Origin of the sequence: Aerococcus sanguinicola (assembly GCF_008726925.1) — a bacterium.
GTDB lineage: Bacteria > Bacillota > Bacilli > Lactobacillales > Aerococcaceae > Aerococcus.
Genome location: NZ_VYWO01000002.1, coordinates 15,356 through 33,756 on the forward strand (window position 1 = coordinate 15,356; position 18,401 = coordinate 33,756).

Here is an 18,401-nt window from a genome sequence, read left to right on the forward strand (position 1 = left end):
TTATTAACTACCAGCCACAAAATGGATTTAACTTAGATTATGACAAAGCTTTAGAACTAGGTTATTCTTCTCAAACCATTGAAGGAATTGAAATTGAAGTATCTCAAATGAATGACTTGATTTTTACCTACGGTGGCACCGTAAATTTAGACACATTATCTGTAGAAGTCACTCTTCATCCCTCGACTACAGCACGAAGCGCTTCTTCTTCGCAAGTAGCTTTTAGACAAGCTTTTGGTGGTGCTCAACAATTCTACCTTAGCAACGCTGAAGCTCAAAATATGATTCAAACCCTCGAAAGTGGAGGATCTGTATCTAGTTTCTTAAGTAGTCTTGGATTGTCAATTTTTGAAACAGCTTATCAAGGTATTTCAGCACCAACGTTATCCAACCTAAAGCAAGCTGCTAGTTCAGGCAATGGTGTTGTAATGAACGTTCAGCCTAATTATACTGCACCTGATCTACCTCCTTCAATTTGGTTTGTGAGCCAGTAAGCGAGGAGGAATCAACATGCCACATTCCAGTTTAAAAATTGTCTTTTGGTGCTTAGTGATTAATATTATCTTACGGGTCACCCTAAGATATATTTGGTCGCCAGCCTTCCTAGAAGGCCTCCGTTATATACCCGGAAATATCGCCTTCCTCATCGTCCTCTACTACTGGTGGGAAGGGCGGAAGAAGGAAGACTAGAGAATATAAGTATAAAAATAGAGGCTAGGACAAAGGTCCTGGCCTCTTTATTTGCTGTAAAGTTGTTCAAAAATTAAGTCCAAGAGTGAGCCCTGACATTTACTTCATATGTCGTCTAAAATTAAGCTAAGACTAAACGAATTTGGGTTTGGGCAGGATCGTGGAAAATCAGGCTAGACCCGTCTTTGGCGTAGTCGATGGCTCTAGCTTGAAGCTGGTCTTCAACCCAGTCCAGGTCTTCCTGGCTGCCTTGCCAGATACTTTCGCGGAGGCCCTGGCTGGTGTAGTCTGCTTGGGGATCGATATCCTTTAGCCAAACGTTAGCGCCTAAATGATGGTGGTAGTCACCGGTCGCCATGAAGAGGGCTGACTTGCCCATGAGGAATTTAACGCCGAGCCCCATGACGTCATAGTAGAAATTCATGGTCTCTTCAATGTCATGGACGTGGAGGTGGATATGGCCCATGATGGTTCCCTCTGGCATGCCCTGGTAGTCGCCTGGATCAGCTAGGGCGAGGACTTCTTCAGCCGCCATGGCTTCAACAATCCCGGCGATAGCTCCAGATTCGTTAATATCCCACTCTGACTGGTCCTTGTCGGCATAGATTTCAATCCCATTGTCCTCAGGGTCTTGGAGGTAGAGGGCCTCGCTGTAACCGTGGTCGGAAGCACCTTCCAGGGGCGCCTTGACCTGGAGGAGGTGCTTGAAGTTATTGGCTAAGTCCTTGCGGCTGGGCAGGAGGAAGGCCATATGGTAGAGGCCGGTATAGTCCTTCTTGCGCTCATCAGTCGGATAGATCTCGAGGAGGACTTGGCCATCCGGCGTGCCTAGATAATAGACATCCGTCTTGACCTCAATTAGGCTGAGGCCGATCACTTCTTGGTAGAAATCTGCCAAGGCCTTGGGGTCAATCGCATTAATAGCTACCGCCTTGGTTGTCACTTGGCTTGCTGATTCGGTTACTTGTCTTGTCATTGATTATTTACTCCTTTATTTTGCTTTTCCGTCTTTACTTACATTCAGTAACCAGTCTATCATGTTTTATTTCCAAATCGAAGCAATAAGTCTTAGAAGCATTTTGATTGGGGTAAAGGACTTTAAAGCCTTAGTCTGCTTTAACGAAAGAATTGCATTACTTTTTAGGAAGAATGCTTATGTCGCGAGAAATTTTACGGTCGCTGTTACTGACCATTGTGCATAGCTACTGTATCTTCCCAATCCTAGCCCTCATCGAAAAAATATTCTCCGTGACGACTCCTTTTGTCCTCCAGTTTCTGATCCTGCTTTTATATGTACTAGGATTGAATTTGAAAAAATAAGGAAGCTTTGGTGTATTGTATTAGCGAGCATACGTTCCGCTATTGAATTTGATCGTTGAAGAGCCATGGCACCGGCTCGAGCCAAGGTCTCTCGCCTAGCGAGCTTCAAACGGCTAGCAACGGCTTACGCCGACTATCCGTAATTCACATCGCTTGCTTGTTCATGGCTAACGATCAAATTCAAAGCTCCACTCCTGCTCAAAGCAATTGTAATAAATTTTTTTAAATCATTAGTCACTGACACTAAAACAGAGATAAGCAAAAAAGAAGCAATAGATGGTTGAAAAACCTGCTGCTTCCTTATTTGTTTTGAATTAAATTGTCTTGGTAGGCATTTATTAGTGAGTAGGGTGGTGCAACTTCTAACCATCAGCTCTATTTGAAAGTTGGCCCCAGCTACTCTCAAACTCCGTTTCTATTTGAAAGTTGCACAGCCTCCTTGTCACTTCGCAAAAGGGAACGACCGGCTTGCAGCCGCTCTTATCCCTTTTGCCTCCAGTCATCCCTTGCTGAGCGCCTTTGCTCACACCCTGTTTAGTCGGGTTCAGGCTAGCAGAAATAGCTCCTCTTCACCAAAATCCGTCGAAGGCCTCCAGCCTTCTCTGGCTCTTTGCTCCAGAGGTCTATTTCTCCCGCCAGCCTTCACACCCTTTCTTAGTCGGGTTCGCAAGAGCAGCTTTGGAGTGCTTTCGCAAGTCGGAAACGTGCAAGCAGGGCTTGCCCTTATTCCGACTTACTCCAAGCATCCAAAGCTAAACGCTCTTGCTCACACCCTTTATTTACTGAATTGGTTTTTTGGCTGGGGTGCCGGGTTTTCTGGGGTATTTGTTGGGGCTTTCTTTTTTCTTGGCGATGCGGATGATGTGGCGTTCGCCGGCGTCTTCTGGGAGTTCGAAGGCAGCGTCTTCGAGGAATTTGCCGCCTAGGGTAGCGATGGCCTTCTTGGCATCTGCCAATTCGTCTTCTGCTTGGGCCCCTTTCATGGCAACGAAGAGGCCGTCTTTTTTGACCAGGGGCAGGCAGAATTCAGCGAGGACGGAGAGGCGGGCAACAGCCCGGGCAGTAGCTAGGTCATAGTGGGCGCGGTGGGCCTTGTTCTGGCCAAATGTTTCTGCCCGGTCGTGGATGGCTTGGACCTGGTCTAGGCCGAGTTCGTCGATTACCGTATCCAGGAAGCCAATCCGTTTTTTGAGACTGTCCACGATCGTTACTTGAAGATCTGGAAAGGCGATCTTGAGCGGGATACTCGGGAAGCCCGCGCCTGCCCCAACATCTACCAGGCTTAGGAGCTGGCTGAGGTCCACATGGAAGGCCAGGGTCAGGGAATCGTAGAAGTGCTTGAGGTAGACCTCGTCCCGGTCGGTAATAGCGGTCAGGTTCATCTTCTCATTCCACTCGACTAGGAGCTCATAGTAACGCGCGAATTGAGCCATCTGTTGGTCGGTCAGGGAGATGCCTGCTTCTTGGAGTTTTTGTTGAAATTCTTCCGGATTCATGGCGCCTCCTAGACTCTAATATAAGCATAGCGGTCATGTTGGTAGTCGATTAAGGCAGCGACACCATCAGGGGTAACTGCCAGGCCGACTTGGGTCACCTGGTCTTCATCAATGCCTTCCCGCTCTAAGCTAGGCTTGGAGAGTTCGAAGCGCACACCCCGGTCCAACCAAGGCTTGGCCTGGTCCAGTAGTTCCTCACGCTCAGCAATCCGAACCGCTGCCCCGTTAGCGACCACTACTGCTTTGAAATCAGGGGTCACTTCATAGGCTTTTTCTAGGTAAGTAAATAAGGTTGGCCATGCCTTCATTTCATGGGCATGGAATACCACACGTTTCATTCCGATCGACTCCTTCTCGTCTATTGTCACTGTCAGTATAGCATACTTCCCCCCACAAAAAAATCCTCCCAGACTCGTGCCTAGGAGGATGTAACACTTATTCAAAATTCTTAGGATGGGTCACAACTAAGGCCAGTCCCATCACGAACATAAAGATCGCAAAGAGCAGGGTCGCTGAGAGACCAAATGACTTCAAGAGGAAGGCCCCCACCCCACTAGCAATCATAATCGACAGGTCAAAACTCGTAGTCTGAAGGGAGATGGCAATGTCTTGCCCTTCCGAAGTTTGCCGGGTGGTGGCTGTCTGCATCAGGGTCGAAATCGGACCGAAGCTGAGCCCCCAGAGGAACATACCGATGAAGCCCAGCCAGAGGGAAGAAGCCCCCCAGACGAAGATAGCCATGGCGATGATCCCGATGATAAAGACCGTCAGCATGATGGACTTGAGGTGGTCGTCGATCAGCCGGGCCACTGCCACCACTGCACAGATGGCGCCGAGCCCAAAGACAATCTGCATGGCTTGAAGGCCCATGCCTAGTCTTTCCGCAATCATCTGAATGTAGACATAACTGGTGTAATGGGCACAGACAAAGAGGAAGGTGAGGACAACCACCATCATCACGTTGCGGTTCTTCACCATATCCTTGGGGCTGATCAAGTGGGCACTGGATTGGCCAGGCACTGAAGGCAGGAGCTTATAGCCAAAAGCGGCAACAATGAAGAAGCCTAGAGCTACCAGTCCGAAGGCTAAGCGCCAGTGCATGGCTTGGCCAATATAAGTCATCAGGGGCACACCCAGGCTCAGGCCAATGGTAGAACCCGAGAAGACCAGGGTCACCGCCCGACCAGCATGGGCCGCGGGTACCATCTGCAGGGTATAGGCCGCCAACATGGACCACATCAGACCCGCACAGACCCCGCCGATCAAGCGGGCTCCCATGACCAACCAGAAATAGGGTGAGATGGCCGTCAAGAGGTTACCTAAACCGAAGCCTAGGACCACCGCAATCAAGAGAGGGCGGCGGTTCACCTTAGTCACCAGCCGGGTCACCGGAATCGCCCCCAAAGCTGCCGTCAGGGCATAGGCTCCTACGAACTGCCCCACCATGGAATAATCCGCTGACAGGCTCTCCCCCATCTCCCGCAATAGGCCAGCTGGCAACAATTCCGAAATAATCGCTAATAATGTAATCACACTCATCAGGAGAATCACCGGCCAGGGCATGGCGTGGTCATTTCCCCGTAAACTTCTCGTCATATTCTACCTCCACTCTAAAAGCTTCACCAATATCATGTATTCGATCATTTTGGCAATCTTTGATCGAAAAGTCAAGCTTGGTCGCCTAAAAGATTCATGAGAAAAGATAAAAGAAAACCAAGCGTTCAAGGTCTTCATCCTTGCACGCTTGGTTTTCCTTATTTGTATGCGAATCTTCATTTGTCGTTAATCATGTCAACCCTCACTTGAAACCCACGATTGTGTGTTAACAGCTGCAATACACAATCCTAACTTCTATTTGATAGTTGATCAAAGCGAAATCCCAACTCTCACAACCTCCTAGTTGGGTTCAGTTGCGCAGAAGTGCCTCCTCTTCACAAAGCTCCGCCGAAGACTTTCAGTCTTCTCTGGATTTTTGCTCCAGAGGTCCACTTCTCCCGCGCTCCCTCACGCCCTTCTTAGTCGGGTTCGACTTGGCAGGCTTGGCGTGATTTCACAAGTCAGAAACGAGCGAATGCTTCGCTCTTATTCTGACTTGCTCCAATCATCCAAGCCTAAGCGCCAAGTCTCACACCCTTTTAACCTTTCCTGATTGCAGGTACACAGCGAGGATGGAGATATCGGCGGGGTTGACGCCGGAGACGCGGCTAGCTTGGGCCAGGGTGCGGGGGCCGATTTCGGCTAGGCGCTGGCGGGCTTCGGTGGCGATGCCTTCGATGGCTTCCCAGTCGATATCTTCAGGGATGACCTTGGATTCCATGCGGTGGAGTTTGTCGACATTGCGTTGGGCTTTTTCGATGTAGCCAGCGTATTTGACCTGGATTTCGACTTGGTCCCAAACTTCGTGGGGGTAGTCGGTCTCAGATGGGGCGAACTTCAGAATGTCGCCAATCTTGAGTTCGGGGCGTTTGAGCAGGTCAGCAGCCAGGATCCCGTCCTTCAAGCGAGAAGAGCCCTTGTCTTCGAGATAGGCTTGGAGCTCAGCACTAGGCTTGAGTCGGGTGGTTTGCAGGCGGTTGAGTTCAGACATGACTGCATTCTGCTCGAAGAGATAGCGTTGGTAGCGCTCGTCCGTCACTAGGCCGAGCTGGCGCCCATATTCGGTCAGGCGGAGGTCGGCATTGTCATGGCGGAGGAGGAGACGGTATTCAGCCCGGGAGGTGAGGAGACGGTAGGGTTCCGTCGTTCCCTTGGTCACCAGGTCATCGACCATCACGCCGATATAGCCTTCATCCCGGCCAATAATGAAGGGGTCCTTGCCCTGGATCTTCAAGGCCGCGTTGATTCCCGCATAGAGGCCTTGGCCGGCTGCTTCTTCGTAGCCTGAAGTCCCATTGGTCTGTCCAGCGGTATAGAGGTTGTCAATGTGCTTAGTCTCGAAGGTGGCCTTCAATTGGTTGGGGCGGACCACATCATATTCAATGGCATAGCCGTCGCGCATGATGCGGGCATTTTCCAAGCCCTTGATGGAGTGGATCATGGCTTCTTGGACTTCTTCTGGCATGGAGGTCGACAGGCCTTGGACATAGATTTCATTGGTATAACGGCCTTCAGGTTCCAGGAAGAGCTGGTGCTTGTCCTTGTCGGCAAAGCGCACAATCTTATCTTCAATCGATGGGCAGTAACGAGCACCGACACCATCCACAATCCCTGTAAACATAGGGGCCCGGTCCAAATTCTCACGGATAATCTCATGGGTGCCTTCATTGGTATAGGTCAACCAGCAAGGAATCTGCTCATCCGCAGGGAGATAATCTTCGTCATTAGAGAGGAAGCTAAAGTGGTGGGGGGCTTCGTCCCCAGGTTGGATACTGGTTTGGTCATAGTCCACGCTATCCTTAGCTACCCGGGGTGGGGTTCCGGTCTTAAAGCGGACAATATCGAAGCCGTATTTTTCGGCCAAATTCTTGGTCAGTTCGGTAGCAGCTTGGGAGTTATTCGGGCCAGAAGAATATTTGAGCTCGCCGATAATGATTTCACCGCGAGCTGCTGTCCCGACTGTTAAGATCACAGCCTGGCTGCGGAAAACAGCCCCTGTCTCCGTGATGACACCCCGGCACTGGCCGTCTTCAACAATTAAGTCGCTGACGATGCCTTGGCGCAGGTCCAAGTTTTCTTGGTTTTCAATGCTTTGGCGCATGGTCCGGGCATAGGCTTCCTTGTCCGCTTGGGCACGGAGGGCGCGGACAGCAGGCCCCTTACCAATATTGAGCATCCGCATTTGGATGTAGGTCTTATCGATATTGACCCCCATCTCACCGCCTAGGGCATCGATCTCACGGACTACTACCCCCTTGGCCGGTCCACCGATCGAAGGGTTACAGGGCATAAAGGCCACCATATCAATCGAAATCGTAATTAGAAGGGTCTTTTGCCCCATCCGAGCGGTCGCTAAGGCTGCCTCACAGCCCGCATGACCAGCTCCAACAACGACAACATCATAGTCTCCAGCTGCAAATTGTTCTACCATCATTTCATCCTTTCTCTGTCCTTACTTGCCCAAGCAGAATTGGGTAAAGAGTTGGGTAATCAGTTCATCTGGCGCGCTCTCTCCGGTAATCTCACCGAGCAAATCCCAAGCCCGGGTGAAGTCAATCTGGATCAGGTCAACAGGCATGCCGGCTTCAATACCAGCCTCCACCTCATCCAAGGCCTGGCTAGCCTTCTGCAGGAGGTCGATATGACGGGAATTGGTGACGTAAGTCGCATCCCGTTCGCCTGTTTGCCCGCTAAAGAAGAGCTCTGCAATATCTTCTTCTAGGAGGTCGAGCCCGCTCCGTTCCACCATGGAGGTTTCAATCACTGGATCATCAGCTAAGTATCTGTCTAATTCAGCCCGGTCGAGCTTTGTTGGCAGGTCGGTCTTATTAAAGATCACAATCCGCTGGCTATCGGCGGTCAGTTCCAGTAAGTCCCGGTCCATGTCGGTCAAAGGCTCGCTCTGGTTGAGGAGGAGGAGGACCAAATCAGCTTGCTCCAAGGCTTTCCGAGACCGTTCCACGCCAATTTTTTCTACCTGGTCGTCGGTTTCCCGGATACCTGCTGTATCGATCAATTTAAGCGGCACACCGCGAACATTAACATATTCCTCAATGGTATCGCGGGTGGTCCCTTCAATATCCGTCACGATCGCCTTATCCTCCCTGAGCAAGGTATTGAGGAGACTAGACTTGCCAACATTAGGCCGGCCAATAATAGCTGTGTTCAGACCATCCCGCAAGATCTTGCCCTGCTTAGAAGTCGCAAGCAAGGACTGGATGCCTGCCTTGACCTGGGCCGTCTTCTCAGCCAGGAGAGACAGGGTCATCTCTTCGACATCATCATATTCTGGGTAGTCAATATTCACTTCGACCTGGGCCAGGGTGTTCAGGATATCCTGGCGTAGGTCCTTAATAATAGAGGACAAGTGCCCGTCCAAGTGGTTAACGGCTTGTTGCATGGACCGGTCTGTCTTGGCCCGGATCACATCCATAACAGCTTCCGCCTGGGTTAAGTCAATCCGCCCATTCAGGAAGGCCCGCTTGGTGAATTCACCGGGCTCTGCCATGACACAGCCCTCACGCAGGGCCAATTCCAGAATCCGCTGGGTCGCTAACATCCCCCCATGGCAGTTAATTTCAACAATATCTTCCCGGGTGAAGGTCCGGGGCGACCGCATCACGCTCACCATGACTTCATCAATCTCTTCATCTGTCTTAGGGTCCACAATATGGCCATAGTGGATGGTATGGCTGTCTTGGTCAGCCAGGTGTTTCTTCCCCATCCGGTAAATCTTATCCGCAATCTCAACCGCATCAGTCCCCGACAAGCGGACAATCCCAATAGCCCCTTCGCCTGGCGCCGTCGAAATCGCGGCAATCGTATCAAAAGCTTCCGTAAACATAAACCCACGCTCCCTTTCTTTATCATACTTAGAATTTAACTAGCGCTAGCTAAGCTAGTACTTTTCAATGCTTCTAGTTTCTTTAACATCACTTAATGATTAAGCATAGTAATATTTAGCGGTAATTCTATGAGCAGGAGTGGAGCTTTGATTTGGTCGTTAGCCATGAACAAGCAAACGATGTGAATTACGGATCGTAGGTGTCAACCGTACGAGCCGAAACCTGCTCCAAAAGTCAGCTCTGACTCCACTTCACAAAGGCTGGCCGAACCTTCATAAGGTTCTTCCATCCTTTGCTCCAGTGATTCAGAGCTACCGACTGTTGTCGCACTCTTATTTTGAAGCTCGTTAGGCGAGAGACCTTGGCTCGAGCCGGTGCCATGGCTCTTTAACGAGCCAAATCAAAGTGGAACGGATGCTCACAAACACATTTACTAAACTACCTTTATCTAACAAAAAAAGTGCCTAGTCTGCCCCCTAATAACAAGGAAGCAGACGGACACTTTGACTGTCGTTGCTTAATGGTAAATATAAAGTCGACCATATTATACCGATTCTTTTTGACTTTGTAAACTACTTGATTTGTTTTTTCTTTAATCCCCTGACCGCACAAAGTCTGCCATAAAGTCCAAGTTTCCTGCCTTCAGATAGCGGTCGATCACTTGCAAGACCGCGCCCTCTTCATTGCTGCCAATTTCATAGCGGCAGAGGGACTTGAGATCAGGATCGGCATTGGACATGGCCACGGAATAAGCAACTTCACCCATCATGGAGGCATCGTTCAAGCTGTCCCCAAAGGCCATGGTCTCTTCAGGCCGGATCTGGTACTTGTCCTGCAAGTAACGCACAGCGGACCCCTTGCCCCCCTCTGCATTGATGAAGTCCATCCACATGGTGGCAGAAGTGACGCCTGTAATCCGGGGGAAGGTCGCATTCATCTGGGTCACGAAATCCTTATTAGCCGCCAGCCCTTCAAAAGAATTGACCGCTAATTTTACCGGATGGTGGCCCAAGTCTTCTAGTTCCGCATAGGAGTCTAGGAGGGTGATATCTGGGCAATAAATCCGAATATTGGCTTCATTCTCAGCGATTAGGCGGGTGGAATAGAAGCTATCCCCAGCGCTCACTAAGGAGCTATAGTTAGGATTGGCGTGGACTTCTTGGTCCAAGGCAAGTAAGTCATCTAAGGCAATGACCTTCTCTTCAATCCGCTCGCCTTCTTTTTCAATGATATTGCCATTCTCGCCAGCCAAATAAACCAGGTCTTGCAGGGGACCCGACAAGTAGTATTCCAGCTTGGAGAGGCTATTGCCACTAGCGATACAAACCACTACCCCGCGCTGGCGCAAGTCCTTCACCATGTCTAAGAAGGCTTCGGCATCATAGCTTTTGTCGCCGCGCAAGAGGGTTTCATCCATATCAATCGCAAGTAATTTAACTGTCATCACGAACCTCCATCTCTTTCGAACGCTTTTACCGCATTATAGCATGGCAAGGGAAGCTTGCAAAGCCAGGACCATATCTGGCCTAGGCCCTGGTCTTAGCTTCCGTTTCAATCAATTCAAGGCCCTGGTCAACGAGGTCTGCTCTTAGGTCCTCGTCTGGGCAAGCATCCACAATCAAGGTCTCAATGTCTGATAAGGAAGCGAATTGTTCCAGGGTATGCTGGTTTAATTTGGAATGGTCGCAGAGAACATAGCGGTGCCCAGCATTGGCAATCATCTGCCGGCGGACCTGGTTCTCGTCGAGGTGGTAATCCGTAAAAGCTTGCTTGGCTGAGACCCCACTGGCCCCGAGGAAGCACCGGTCGGCATAATATTTCTTCAAGGCCTGGACGGTGTCAGGACCTGACGTCGACATTTCCTTGGCCCTTAAATTCCCTCCTAGCAAGATCACGGTAAAGGCAGCCTTCTCCCGCAATTCTATAGCCACCTGGACATTATTGGTAATAATCGTCAATTGGTTGAAGGCGAGGAGATAGGGTACCATAGCAGCCGTTGTGGTCCCCATGTCGATAAAGAGGGTCTCCCCTTCCTTAACCAAGTGGACCGCCTGACGGGCAATGGCATCTTTCTCCTGGGGGAATTGTTGCTTGCGCTGGTGGGCTTCTGGTTCAACGGCTACCTTGTTGGCTACCGCCCCGCCATGGACCTTCTGCAAGAGCCCCTTGCTTTCCATCACGTCAATATCATTATGGATGGTTTGCCGGGACAAGTTAAAATAATCACTCAATTCAGAAGTTTTAACCACTTGCTGGCTGGCCAAGAGTTCCAGAATTTTTTGGTGACGTTCGGCTTGAAGCATGTCAAGCTCTCCTTTCTTTTTACTTTCTTCTTTACAAATCTTAACATAAATTGTCGTTTCTGAAATGATTTCTTCACAAGACCTGGCTATCATTTACTGATAATTAACGGCATTTTTACATCAAGTTTACATTAGCTGTGTATACTTGAATCAGTTCGAACTAATGTAAACCATTGTTAAATTATGTCTACCTGAAATTGAAAGGAGTCCTTAACTTGCTTGAGTTAATCAATGTCACCAAGAGCTATGGTGATACCCAAGTCTTGCATGATATCAACCTCACTATTGAGGATAGTGATATTGTTTCCATTCTCGGCCCGTCCGGCTGTGGCAAGACCACCCTCTTGAATTTAATCCTCGGCATCATCCCTGTCAGCTCTGGTCAGATTCGCTACCAAGGCCAAGATATTACCAACACTTCTATGGAGAAGCGGGGCTTCAATATTGTCTTCCAAGACTATGCCCTCTTCCCCAACCTTAATGTCTACGACAACATTACTTACGGCTTGAAGAATAATCCTGATATTTCGAGCCCAGAAGAGGTCCAAGACCTCATCCAATTACTCAACTTAGAAAAACACTTGAAGAAATCCATCCGGCAATTATCCGGCGGACAGAAGCAGCGGGTTGCCCTGGCGCGTACCCTGGTGATGAAGCCCAAGATCCTCCTCCTCGATGAACCCCTCTCTGCCTTAGATGGCGTCATCAAAGAACAGATTAAGGAGCGGATCCACACCATCGCCAAGAAATACCAATTAACCACGATCATGGTTACCCATGACCCCGAAGAAGCGCTGACCCTATCGGATAAGGTCATCATCTTAAACCAAGGTCATGTGGAACAATATTCAACCAGTCATCAGATTGTCGCCCAACCGGCGAGCGAATTTGTCGACCAATTTATCCTCAACCAATTAAGGATCAAACGGGATAATATTGTCGGACTCTTCCAGGAAGAGTCGGTAAAGGAGAGCGTCTAGGATGAGAGAGTCAAAGACAACAACAATTCTCAGCTGGACCATTATCGCTTTCTTTCTATTAGCCCTGCTCTATCCTTTAATCAATTCCTTTGGGGTGGCCTTCCTTGAAGATGGCCAGTTCACCCTCCAGCACTTCCAGAATGTCTTCCAAACAGGAAATATCGGGCAAATTTTTAAGAACAGTTTGGTTATTGCCCTCAGTTCGGCCATCCTCTCTGTTTTTATCGCCTTCCTCATGGCTTTTGCGGTGAACTTTACTAATATGAGCCCCGGTCTGAAGCGAGCGCTCAGCCTGCTGATTATGATTCCCATGCTTCTGCCAACCATTACCTATGGCTTCACTATTATCTATTCCATCGGTAACCAGGGCCTCTTTACCCGGCTCTTAAATATCGAAGCCCCGGATTTCTATGGCTTCAAGGGCTTGCTGCTCGGCTATACCATCTATACCTTGCCCGTTACCTTCCTGATGATTAATAACGGCATGTCCTTTATCGACAAGCGCTTCACCCTGGTTTCGCGCTTGATGGGGGATGGGTATTTCAAGCGGCTCTGGACCACCACCCTGGTTCCCCTCTTGCCTTCACTGGGGGCCGCTGTCATCCAAGCCTTCTTTATGGCCTTTACCGATTATGGGATTCCATCTTATATCGGGGGAAATTATGAAGTCATCGCTACCTCACTCTACAATCAGATGCTTGGGACCATTCCCAACTTCAATAATGGGGCTGTGATTTCCCTGATGATGCTTCTACCATCTATTATTTCCATGGCTATCCTCCACTACCTGGACAAACAATCCATTGAATATGATAATTTCTCAGATTTTAGGGCTAAGGAGAACAAAGGACGCGATATTTGTTTCGCAATCCTCGCCATCCTGGTTCTGGCCTTTATCCTGATGATCTTTATCCCAATCTTTATCGTTCCCTTTACCGAGTCCTGGCCTTACAACCTGTCCTGGACCAGCAAGCACCTGGTGTCAGCCTTCAGGGACTCAACCATTACCAAGGCCTTCACTAACTCGGTCTTCATCAGTCTCTTGGTGGCTATCATCGGAACGGCACTGGCTTACTTCGCTGCAATCCTAACTACCCGCAGCAAGCAGACTCCTGTCGTCAAGAAAGCCATCGACCTCATGGCAACCATCTCCAATACCATTCCAGGGATGGTGCTGGGTCTGGCCTTCCTCCTGGTGATCAATGGGACCCCACTCAAGTCCACCTTCACGATTATCATTATCGCCAATATTATCCACTACTTCTCAACGCCCTATCTTACCCTGAAGAGCAGTCTCGATAAGCTCTCCAAGTCCTGGGAAACTACGGCGGCCCTCATGGGAGATAACTTCTTTCAAACGGTTTGGCGGATCCTCACACCCAATGCTGTGACGGCAATCCTTGAAGTGATGAGTTATTACTTCACCAATTCCATGGTCACCATCTCTGCTGTGGTCTTCCTCTATTCAACACGGACTATCCTCATGACCACCAAGATCCAAGAATTACAGTACTACAACAAATTCAACGAGGTCTTTATCTTATCGATTATGCTCTTCCTCACGAATTTAATCGTACGTGCGCTCTTTAACTATCTCAGTCAACGCAATCAAAAGAAAATGGAGGCTCACTAAAATGAAACCACTCAAAAAATCTTTACTCGGCTTAACAACTTTCCTCGGCTTGATTGGCCTGACACTCACTGGCTGCTCGTCGGCGTCCGACAAGGTCATCCTCTATTCAAACGCTGATGACGAAGCCATTGCCGCTATTGAAAGTAGCCTAAACGAAGACGGCTATGAAGGCCAATACGAAATCCAAACATTCGGTACCTCTGAACTCGGAGGCAAGCTCTTAGCTGAAGGCAAGGATATCGAAGCAGACATGGTGACCATGTCCACCTTCTACCTCGAATCCGCCCAGAACCAACATCAAATGTTCCAAGATTTGAATTGGGATGTGAACACCCAGCAAGATTTCCCAGACTATGCCGCTCCCCTAACCGTCCAAGAAGGCGCCATTATTGTCAATGATGAAATGGCGAAATCAGAGAACTTAGACCTCCCTCAATCCATTAAAGACTTGGCCGACCCTAAATATGAAGGCAAGGTCGCTGTCGTTGATATTGACTCTTCCTCAACGGCCTGGTTGATGGTCCAAGCTTTGATTGCAGAATACGGTGAAGAAGAAGCCCAAGAAATCCTTGCCGGTATCTATAAGAATGCCAGCAACCATATCGAATCTTCTGGTTCAGGGCCTTTGAACAAGGTAGTCAGTGGGGAAGTTCCATTCGGCTTTGGTCTACGCCACCAAGTTGCGGTTAAGCAGAATGAAGGGGCTCCAATTTCTCTCATTGATCCAGCAGAAGGTAACTTCTCCCTAACCGAATCGGTCGCTGTTATCGACAAAGACGATAGTGAAAAAGCCGAATTGGCACAAAAAATGAGCGAAACCATTATCAAGAAAGGCCGTCCTAAGGTTCAAGAATTCTATCCCGTTGCTCTCTATGAAGGGGAAGAAACAGATTCCAGCAAGCAGTCTGCCCATCCTAAGCAATTCGGTGAACCTTTAACAGCCGAATTACTCGCCAAGCACCAAGAAATCTCCAATAAGGCTAAGGAAATGGCCCAAAAATAACCCTGTTTAGAAAGAAGTGTTTACTTTGACCCAATATAAACTACTCACTCCTGGTCCGCTTACGGTAACGGACCGTGTCCGCCAAGCCATGGACTTCGATTACTGTACCTGGGACGAGGACTATAAGGCGGTTACCCAGGATATCCGCCACAAGCTGCTCCACTTGGCCCAAGTGGATCCCGACCGCTATACCACGATCCTCCTCCAGGGCAGTGGGTCTTATGCTGTCGAAGCCTGCCTGTCGACCTTCAGTCGCCCAGACACCAAGTTCCTGATCCTATCCAATGGCAAATATGGGGAACGGATGCTGCAAATGGCCGACTACCAAAAGCTGGACTATGAAGCTTACAAGGTCGCCTACGATGAGGTCCATGATCCCCAAGTGGTCGCCTGCTTGCTCGATAAGAACCCAGACATCAGCCATGTCATGATGGTGCATTCAGAGACCACTTCAGGCATCCTCAACCCGATTGCGGACATTGCCCAAGTCGCTAAAGCCCATGACTGCTTCTTCTTTGTCGATGCGATGTCCAGTTTTGGCGGCGTGCCGATTGACATGGGGCCTATCGATGCCCTGATCACCAGTGCCAATAAGTGCATCCAAGGGGTCCCCGGCTTTGCTATAGTGCTTGTCCGTAAAGACCTCATTGAAGCCAGTAAGGGGAATTCTTCTACGCTTTCCTTGGACCTCTTCGACCAATACCAAGAGATGGCTAGAGATGGGAAATGGCGCTATACCTCCCCTACCCATGTGGTCATGGCCTTCCATGAAGCCCTCAAGGAATTCGAGGAACGCGGGGGTGTAGCAGCCCAACACGCCCGCTATCAGAAGAACCAAGAACTCCTCCAAGAAGGCATGGAGTCCCTTGGTTTCAAGGCCTACGTCCCCAGAGAATACCAAGGACCGATCATCACGACTTTCCTTTATCCAGAAGGTCAGTCTTGGGACTTCCAAGACATGTACCACTACATCAAGGAACGCGGTTATGTTATCTATCCAGGTAAACTCACTGATGTGGATACCTTCCGCATCGGCAATATCGGTGAGATTTACCCTGAAGATATTGCACGCCTACTAGATATTTTTAAAGCTTATATGGAGGAGAAACACAATGACAGACATTAAATTATTAATCTGCGATTGGGCAGGAACGACCGTTGACTATGGCTGTTTCGCCCCGATCCAAGCCCTAAAATTAGCCTTCGATAAGGCGGATATCCCAGTCAATGATGAGGAATTGCGCCAACCCATGGGCATGGGGAAGAAAGACCATATCCGCACCATGCTCGACATGCCCCGCATCCAAGAAGCCTGGACAGAAGCTTATGGGAAAGCTTCAACAGAGTCTGATGTTGAAACTATCTACGCCAACTTTAACGCTGCCATCTTAGAAACCCTAAAGGCCCCCGAATATGCCGAACCTAAGCCTGGGGTTGTCGAAGGCATTGAAAAATTACGTCAAGCAGGCCTTCATATCGGAGCGACAACAGGCTATACAGCTGAAATGATGGAACTGGTTGAACCAGCTGCAGCAGACCAAGGCTATGCGCCAGACTACTCCGTGACTTCGGAAGCAGTTGGCCAGCTCGGTCGCCCCTACCCCTATATGATCTTCGCCAATATGGCTCACTTTGAGATCGAGAGTGTCGACCAAGTCATCAAAATTGGTGACACCCTAACCGATATTAAGGAAGGCCAACATGCCGGGGTCCTATCCTGTGCTGTGATCGAAGGCTCTTCTGAAATGGCCCTGAGCCAGGAAGAATTCGAGGCCCTGTCCGCCAATGAACAAGACCAATTAAAAGAACAAATCCGTCAAAAGTTGTTAGAAGCAGGCGCCGACCAAGTCTTCGACCGCTTCGAAGACTTGGTCGCCTACCTGGTGGACTAAAAGCAAAAAAGATGAAGGAAGCTCAAGGGCCTCCTTCATCTTTTTTGTTTGCTTTATGATTAGTTTTTAGCCGCCCTCACACCCTGTTAGTCGGGTTCGAGGATGCAGAAAGGGCTCCTCTTCACAAAAGTCCGCCGAAGGCTTTCAGCCCTCTTTGTCCTTTTGCTCCAGAGGTCCCTTTCTCCCGCATCCCCTCACACCCTTTCTTAGTCGGGTTCGACTTGGCAGAAGCTTCTCCACTTCACACGAACGAAACGTGCAAGCATGGCTTGCCCTTTTTCGTTCGTGCTCCAGTGGTAAGCTTCTAACCGCCAAGTCTCACACCCTGTTAGTCGGGTTCGCAAGAGCAGACTTGAAGTGATTTCAGCTCATCGAAACGTCTGACTGTCGTCAGTCTTATTCGATGAGCCTCCAATCATTCAAGTCTAAGCGCTCTTGCTCACACCCTGTTAGTCGGGTTCGGTTGCGCAGCTTCCTTATCACTTCACAAGTCCCCGCCGCAGTCCTTCAGACTGCTCTGGTGACTTGCTCCAGTGAAAGGAAGCTAAACGCGCGCCCTCACACCCTGTTAGTGCCGGTAGTCGACTATGAGGTAGCGGTGGGGTTCTCGGCCCTCTGACCGGGTTTCGATGTGGTCGTATTTGGAGAGGGCTTGGTGGACAATTTTGCGTTCATTGGCAGGCAGTGGGGAGAGTTGGACCGAGGATTGTTTAACGGTTACTTCATCCGCTGTGCGTTCTGCCAGGCGTTCCAAAGTCTTCAAGCGGCGTTCCCGATAATCTCCAACATTGACCACAACATTGACCCGGTTGCGGACATGGCGGTGGACGAGCACCTTAGCTAGGGCTTCGAGTGAATTCAAGATCTTACCGTGCTTGCCGATAACGAGGCCTGGCTTGTCAGTATTGATGTGGTAGATAATTTCCCGGTCGTGGTCTTCCACGTCCACTGTTACCTCTACACCGTATGCTTCGCAGACATCAATGATATAGCGGGCGGGGAAGTCGACATCATAGAACTGCTTATCGTCTTGGTCCTCAGTCGCCGTCTCCGTCTGTTCTGCCTGGTCTGAATGTGCAGCTTGCTTATCTTCTTGACTATCTAAGTCGCTTTCGGCTTCAGAAGGAGAAGCTTGGTCTGCTTCACTCGGAAGGGCTTCTTCAGCGACAGAATCTTGGACAGGATCTGCTAATGAGCGACTATCTTCCTGGCTAGGATCCTTAGCTAGGACGGACTCCTCTTCAGGCGCAATGGTTTGGACCTCTTCAACAGAATCGCTGGCTGGGTCCTGGCTCTGCTGGCCCTGCCCCTGACGGTCGTCCGCTCCAAAGATTCTCTCATCGCTAGCTTCATTCGCAGGATCAGCGACTGACTTATGAACGGGATCTTCCGCATCTTCGACAGCTTCTCTTTGACTTTCTTCTGAGTGATTCGCTGCCTTGACAAATAATTTAACAATCGCATCGCGGGCCCCGATACCGAGGAAACCCTTGCGTGCTTCCTGTATCACTTCCACTTCAACTTCTTCTTGGGCGACTCCTAGTTCTTTTAAGCCAGCCTTGATGGCGGCTTCAACCGAGGCAGCCTGAAATATTTTGGCTTGCATGCTTGCTTAAATCTCCTTTCACTCATTCGCTCTTTGT

Annotated in this window: 16 protein-coding genes; 7 read left to right on the forward strand and 9 right to left on the reverse strand. The window is 49.6% G+C overall.

Annotated features, from left to right (window positions below; translation table 11 throughout):
• Positions 1-107: 107 nt before the first annotated feature.
• Positions 108-494, forward strand: a complete 387-nt coding sequence (locus tag F6I03_RS04445; RefSeq protein WP_070430668.1) for a hypothetical protein — start codon at positions 108-110, stop codon at positions 492-494.
• A 16-nt stretch (positions 495-510) separates the two neighbouring features.
• A complete protein-coding gene (locus tag F6I03_RS04450) occupies positions 511-690 on the forward strand; it encodes a hypothetical protein (RefSeq protein WP_070430667.1) in 180 nt (59 codons plus the stop codon).
• A gap of 121 nt (positions 691-811) precedes the next feature.
• On the opposite strand, the gene F6I03_RS04455 is transcribed toward F6I03_RS04450, so the two are convergent.
• From F6I03_RS04455 to F6I03_RS04490, 8 genes are all read right to left on the reverse strand, one after another.
• Positions 812-1,666 carry a VOC family protein gene (locus F6I03_RS04455; RefSeq protein ID WP_070626116.1) on the reverse strand — a complete coding sequence of 285 codons (855 nt, stop codon included), beginning with the start codon at positions 1,664-1,666 and terminating at the stop codon, positions 812-814.
• Positions 1,667-2,789: 1,123 nt separating this feature from the next.
• Entirely contained in the window at positions 2,790-3,506 is a 717-nt protein-coding gene (gene rsmG / locus F6I03_RS04460) for a 16S rRNA (guanine(527)-N(7))-methyltransferase RsmG (RefSeq protein WP_070430665.1), read from the reverse strand.
• A gap of 8 nt (positions 3,507-3,514) precedes the next feature.
• Positions 3,515-3,844 carry a DsrE family protein gene (locus tag F6I03_RS04465; protein ID WP_070430664.1) on the reverse strand — a complete coding sequence of 110 codons (330 nt, stop codon included), beginning with the start codon at positions 3,842-3,844 and terminating at the stop codon, positions 3,515-3,517.
• A gap of 97 nt (positions 3,845-3,941) precedes the next feature.
• Positions 3,942-5,102 carry an MFS transporter gene (locus F6I03_RS04470; protein ID WP_070430663.1) on the reverse strand — a complete coding sequence of 387 codons (1,161 nt, stop codon included), beginning with the start codon at positions 5,100-5,102 and terminating at the stop codon, positions 3,942-3,944.
• A gap of 529 nt (positions 5,103-5,631) precedes the next feature.
• On the reverse strand, positions 5,632-7,533 hold the full coding sequence (gene mnmG, locus F6I03_RS04475) for a tRNA uridine-5-carboxymethylaminomethyl(34) synthesis enzyme MnmG (RefSeq protein WP_070430678.1): 1,902 nt from the start codon (positions 7,531-7,533) through the stop codon (positions 5,632-5,634).
• A 21-nt stretch (positions 7,534-7,554) separates the two neighbouring features.
• Positions 7,555-8,946: a tRNA uridine-5-carboxymethylaminomethyl(34) synthesis GTPase MnmE gene (mnmE, locus tag F6I03_RS04480; protein WP_070430662.1), complete on the reverse strand. Its 1,392-nt coding sequence runs from the start codon at positions 8,944-8,946 to the stop codon at positions 7,555-7,557.
• Positions 8,947-9,539: 593 nt separating this feature from the next.
• On the reverse strand, positions 9,540-10,391 hold the full coding sequence (locus F6I03_RS04485) for an HAD family hydrolase (protein ID WP_070430661.1): 852 nt from the start codon (positions 10,389-10,391) through the stop codon (positions 9,540-9,542).
• 82 nt (positions 10,392-10,473) lie between these two features.
• Positions 10,474-11,250 carry a DeoR/GlpR family DNA-binding transcription regulator gene (locus F6I03_RS04490; RefSeq protein ID WP_070430660.1) on the reverse strand — a complete coding sequence of 259 codons (777 nt, stop codon included), beginning with the start codon at positions 11,248-11,250 and terminating at the stop codon, positions 10,474-10,476.
• Positions 11,251-11,465: 215 nt separating this feature from the next.
• Here F6I03_RS04490 and F6I03_RS04495 point away from each other — a divergent pair, with 215 nt between their 5' ends.
• From F6I03_RS04495 to phnX, 5 genes are read left to right on the forward strand one after another with little or no spacing between them, the layout of a single operon-like run.
• Positions 11,466-12,230: an ABC transporter ATP-binding protein gene (locus F6I03_RS04495; RefSeq protein WP_070430659.1), complete on the forward strand. Its 765-nt coding sequence runs from the start codon at positions 11,466-11,468 to the stop codon at positions 12,228-12,230.
• 1 nt (position 12,231) lies between these two features.
• Complete coding sequence (locus tag F6I03_RS04500; RefSeq protein ID WP_070626118.1) at positions 12,232-13,863, forward strand: ABC transporter permease subunit; 1,632 nt, start codon at positions 12,232-12,234, stop codon at positions 13,861-13,863.
• A gap of 1 nt (position 13,864) precedes the next feature.
• Positions 13,865-14,866, forward strand: a complete 1,002-nt coding sequence (locus F6I03_RS04505) for an ABC transporter substrate-binding protein (protein ID WP_070626120.1) — start codon at positions 13,865-13,867, stop codon at positions 14,864-14,866.
• Positions 14,867-14,891: 25 nt separating this feature from the next.
• Positions 14,892-15,992: a 2-aminoethylphosphonate--pyruvate transaminase gene (locus F6I03_RS09740; protein ID WP_070430657.1), complete on the forward strand. Its 1,101-nt coding sequence runs from the start codon at positions 14,892-14,894 to the stop codon at positions 15,990-15,992.
• On the forward strand, positions 15,979-16,758 hold the full coding sequence (gene phnX / locus F6I03_RS09745; protein ID WP_070430656.1) for a phosphonoacetaldehyde hydrolase: 780 nt from the start codon (positions 15,979-15,981) through the stop codon (positions 16,756-16,758). The genes F6I03_RS09740 and phnX overlap by 14 nt, the downstream gene beginning before the upstream one ends.
• A 568-nt stretch (positions 16,759-17,326) precedes the next feature.
• On the opposite strand, the gene jag is transcribed toward phnX, so the two are convergent.
• Complete coding sequence (gene jag / locus F6I03_RS04515) at positions 17,327-18,364, reverse strand: RNA-binding cell elongation regulator Jag/EloR (protein ID WP_150983074.1); 1,038 nt, start codon at positions 18,362-18,364, stop codon at positions 17,327-17,329.
• Positions 18,365-18,401 lie beyond the last annotated feature (37 nt).

Excerpts from the sequence above, each read along its gene's own strand:
- F6I03_RS04445 (WP_070430668.1), top strand. The coding sequence starts at position 108 with ATGAATGACTTGATTTTTACCTACGGTGGCACCGTAAATTTAGACACA.
- F6I03_RS04450 (WP_070430667.1), top strand. The coding sequence starts at position 511 with ATGCCACATTCCAGTTTAAAAATTGTCTTTTGGTGCTTAGTGATTAAT.
- F6I03_RS04455 (WP_070626116.1), bottom strand. The coding sequence starts at position 1,666 with ATGACAAGACAAGTAACCGAATCAGCAAGCCAAGTGACAACCAAGGCG.
- rsmG (WP_070430665.1), bottom strand. The coding sequence starts at position 3,506 with ATGAATCCGGAAGAATTTCAACAAAAACTCCAAGAAGCAGGCATCTCC.
- F6I03_RS04465 (WP_070430664.1), bottom strand. The coding sequence starts at position 3,844 with ATGAAACGTGTGGTATTCCATGCCCATGAAATGAAGGCATGGCCAACC.
- F6I03_RS04470 (WP_070430663.1), bottom strand. The coding sequence starts at position 5,102 with ATGACGAGAAGTTTACGGGGAAATGACCACGCCATGCCCTGGCCGGTG.
- mnmG (WP_070430678.1), bottom strand. The coding sequence starts at position 7,533 with ATGGTAGAACAATTTGCAGCTGGAGACTATGATGTTGTCGTTGTTGGA.
- mnmE (WP_070430662.1), bottom strand. The coding sequence starts at position 8,946 with ATGTTTACGGAAGCTTTTGATACGATTGCCGCGATTTCGACGGCGCCA.
- F6I03_RS04485 (WP_070430661.1), bottom strand. The coding sequence starts at position 10,391 with ATGACAGTTAAATTACTTGCGATTGATATGGATGAAACCCTCTTGCGC.
- F6I03_RS04490 (WP_070430660.1), bottom strand. The coding sequence starts at position 11,250 with ATGCTTCAAGCCGAACGTCACCAAAAAATTCTGGAACTCTTGGCCAGC.
- F6I03_RS04500 (WP_070626118.1), top strand. The coding sequence starts at position 12,232 with ATGAGAGAGTCAAAGACAACAACAATTCTCAGCTGGACCATTATCGCT.
- F6I03_RS04505 (WP_070626120.1), top strand. The coding sequence starts at position 13,865 with ATGAAACCACTCAAAAAATCTTTACTCGGCTTAACAACTTTCCTCGGC.
- phnX (WP_070430656.1), top strand. The coding sequence starts at position 15,979 with ATGACAGACATTAAATTATTAATCTGCGATTGGGCAGGAACGACCGTT.
- jag (WP_150983074.1), bottom strand. The coding sequence starts at position 18,364 with ATGCAAGCCAAAATATTTCAGGCTGCCTCGGTTGAAGCCGCCATCAAG.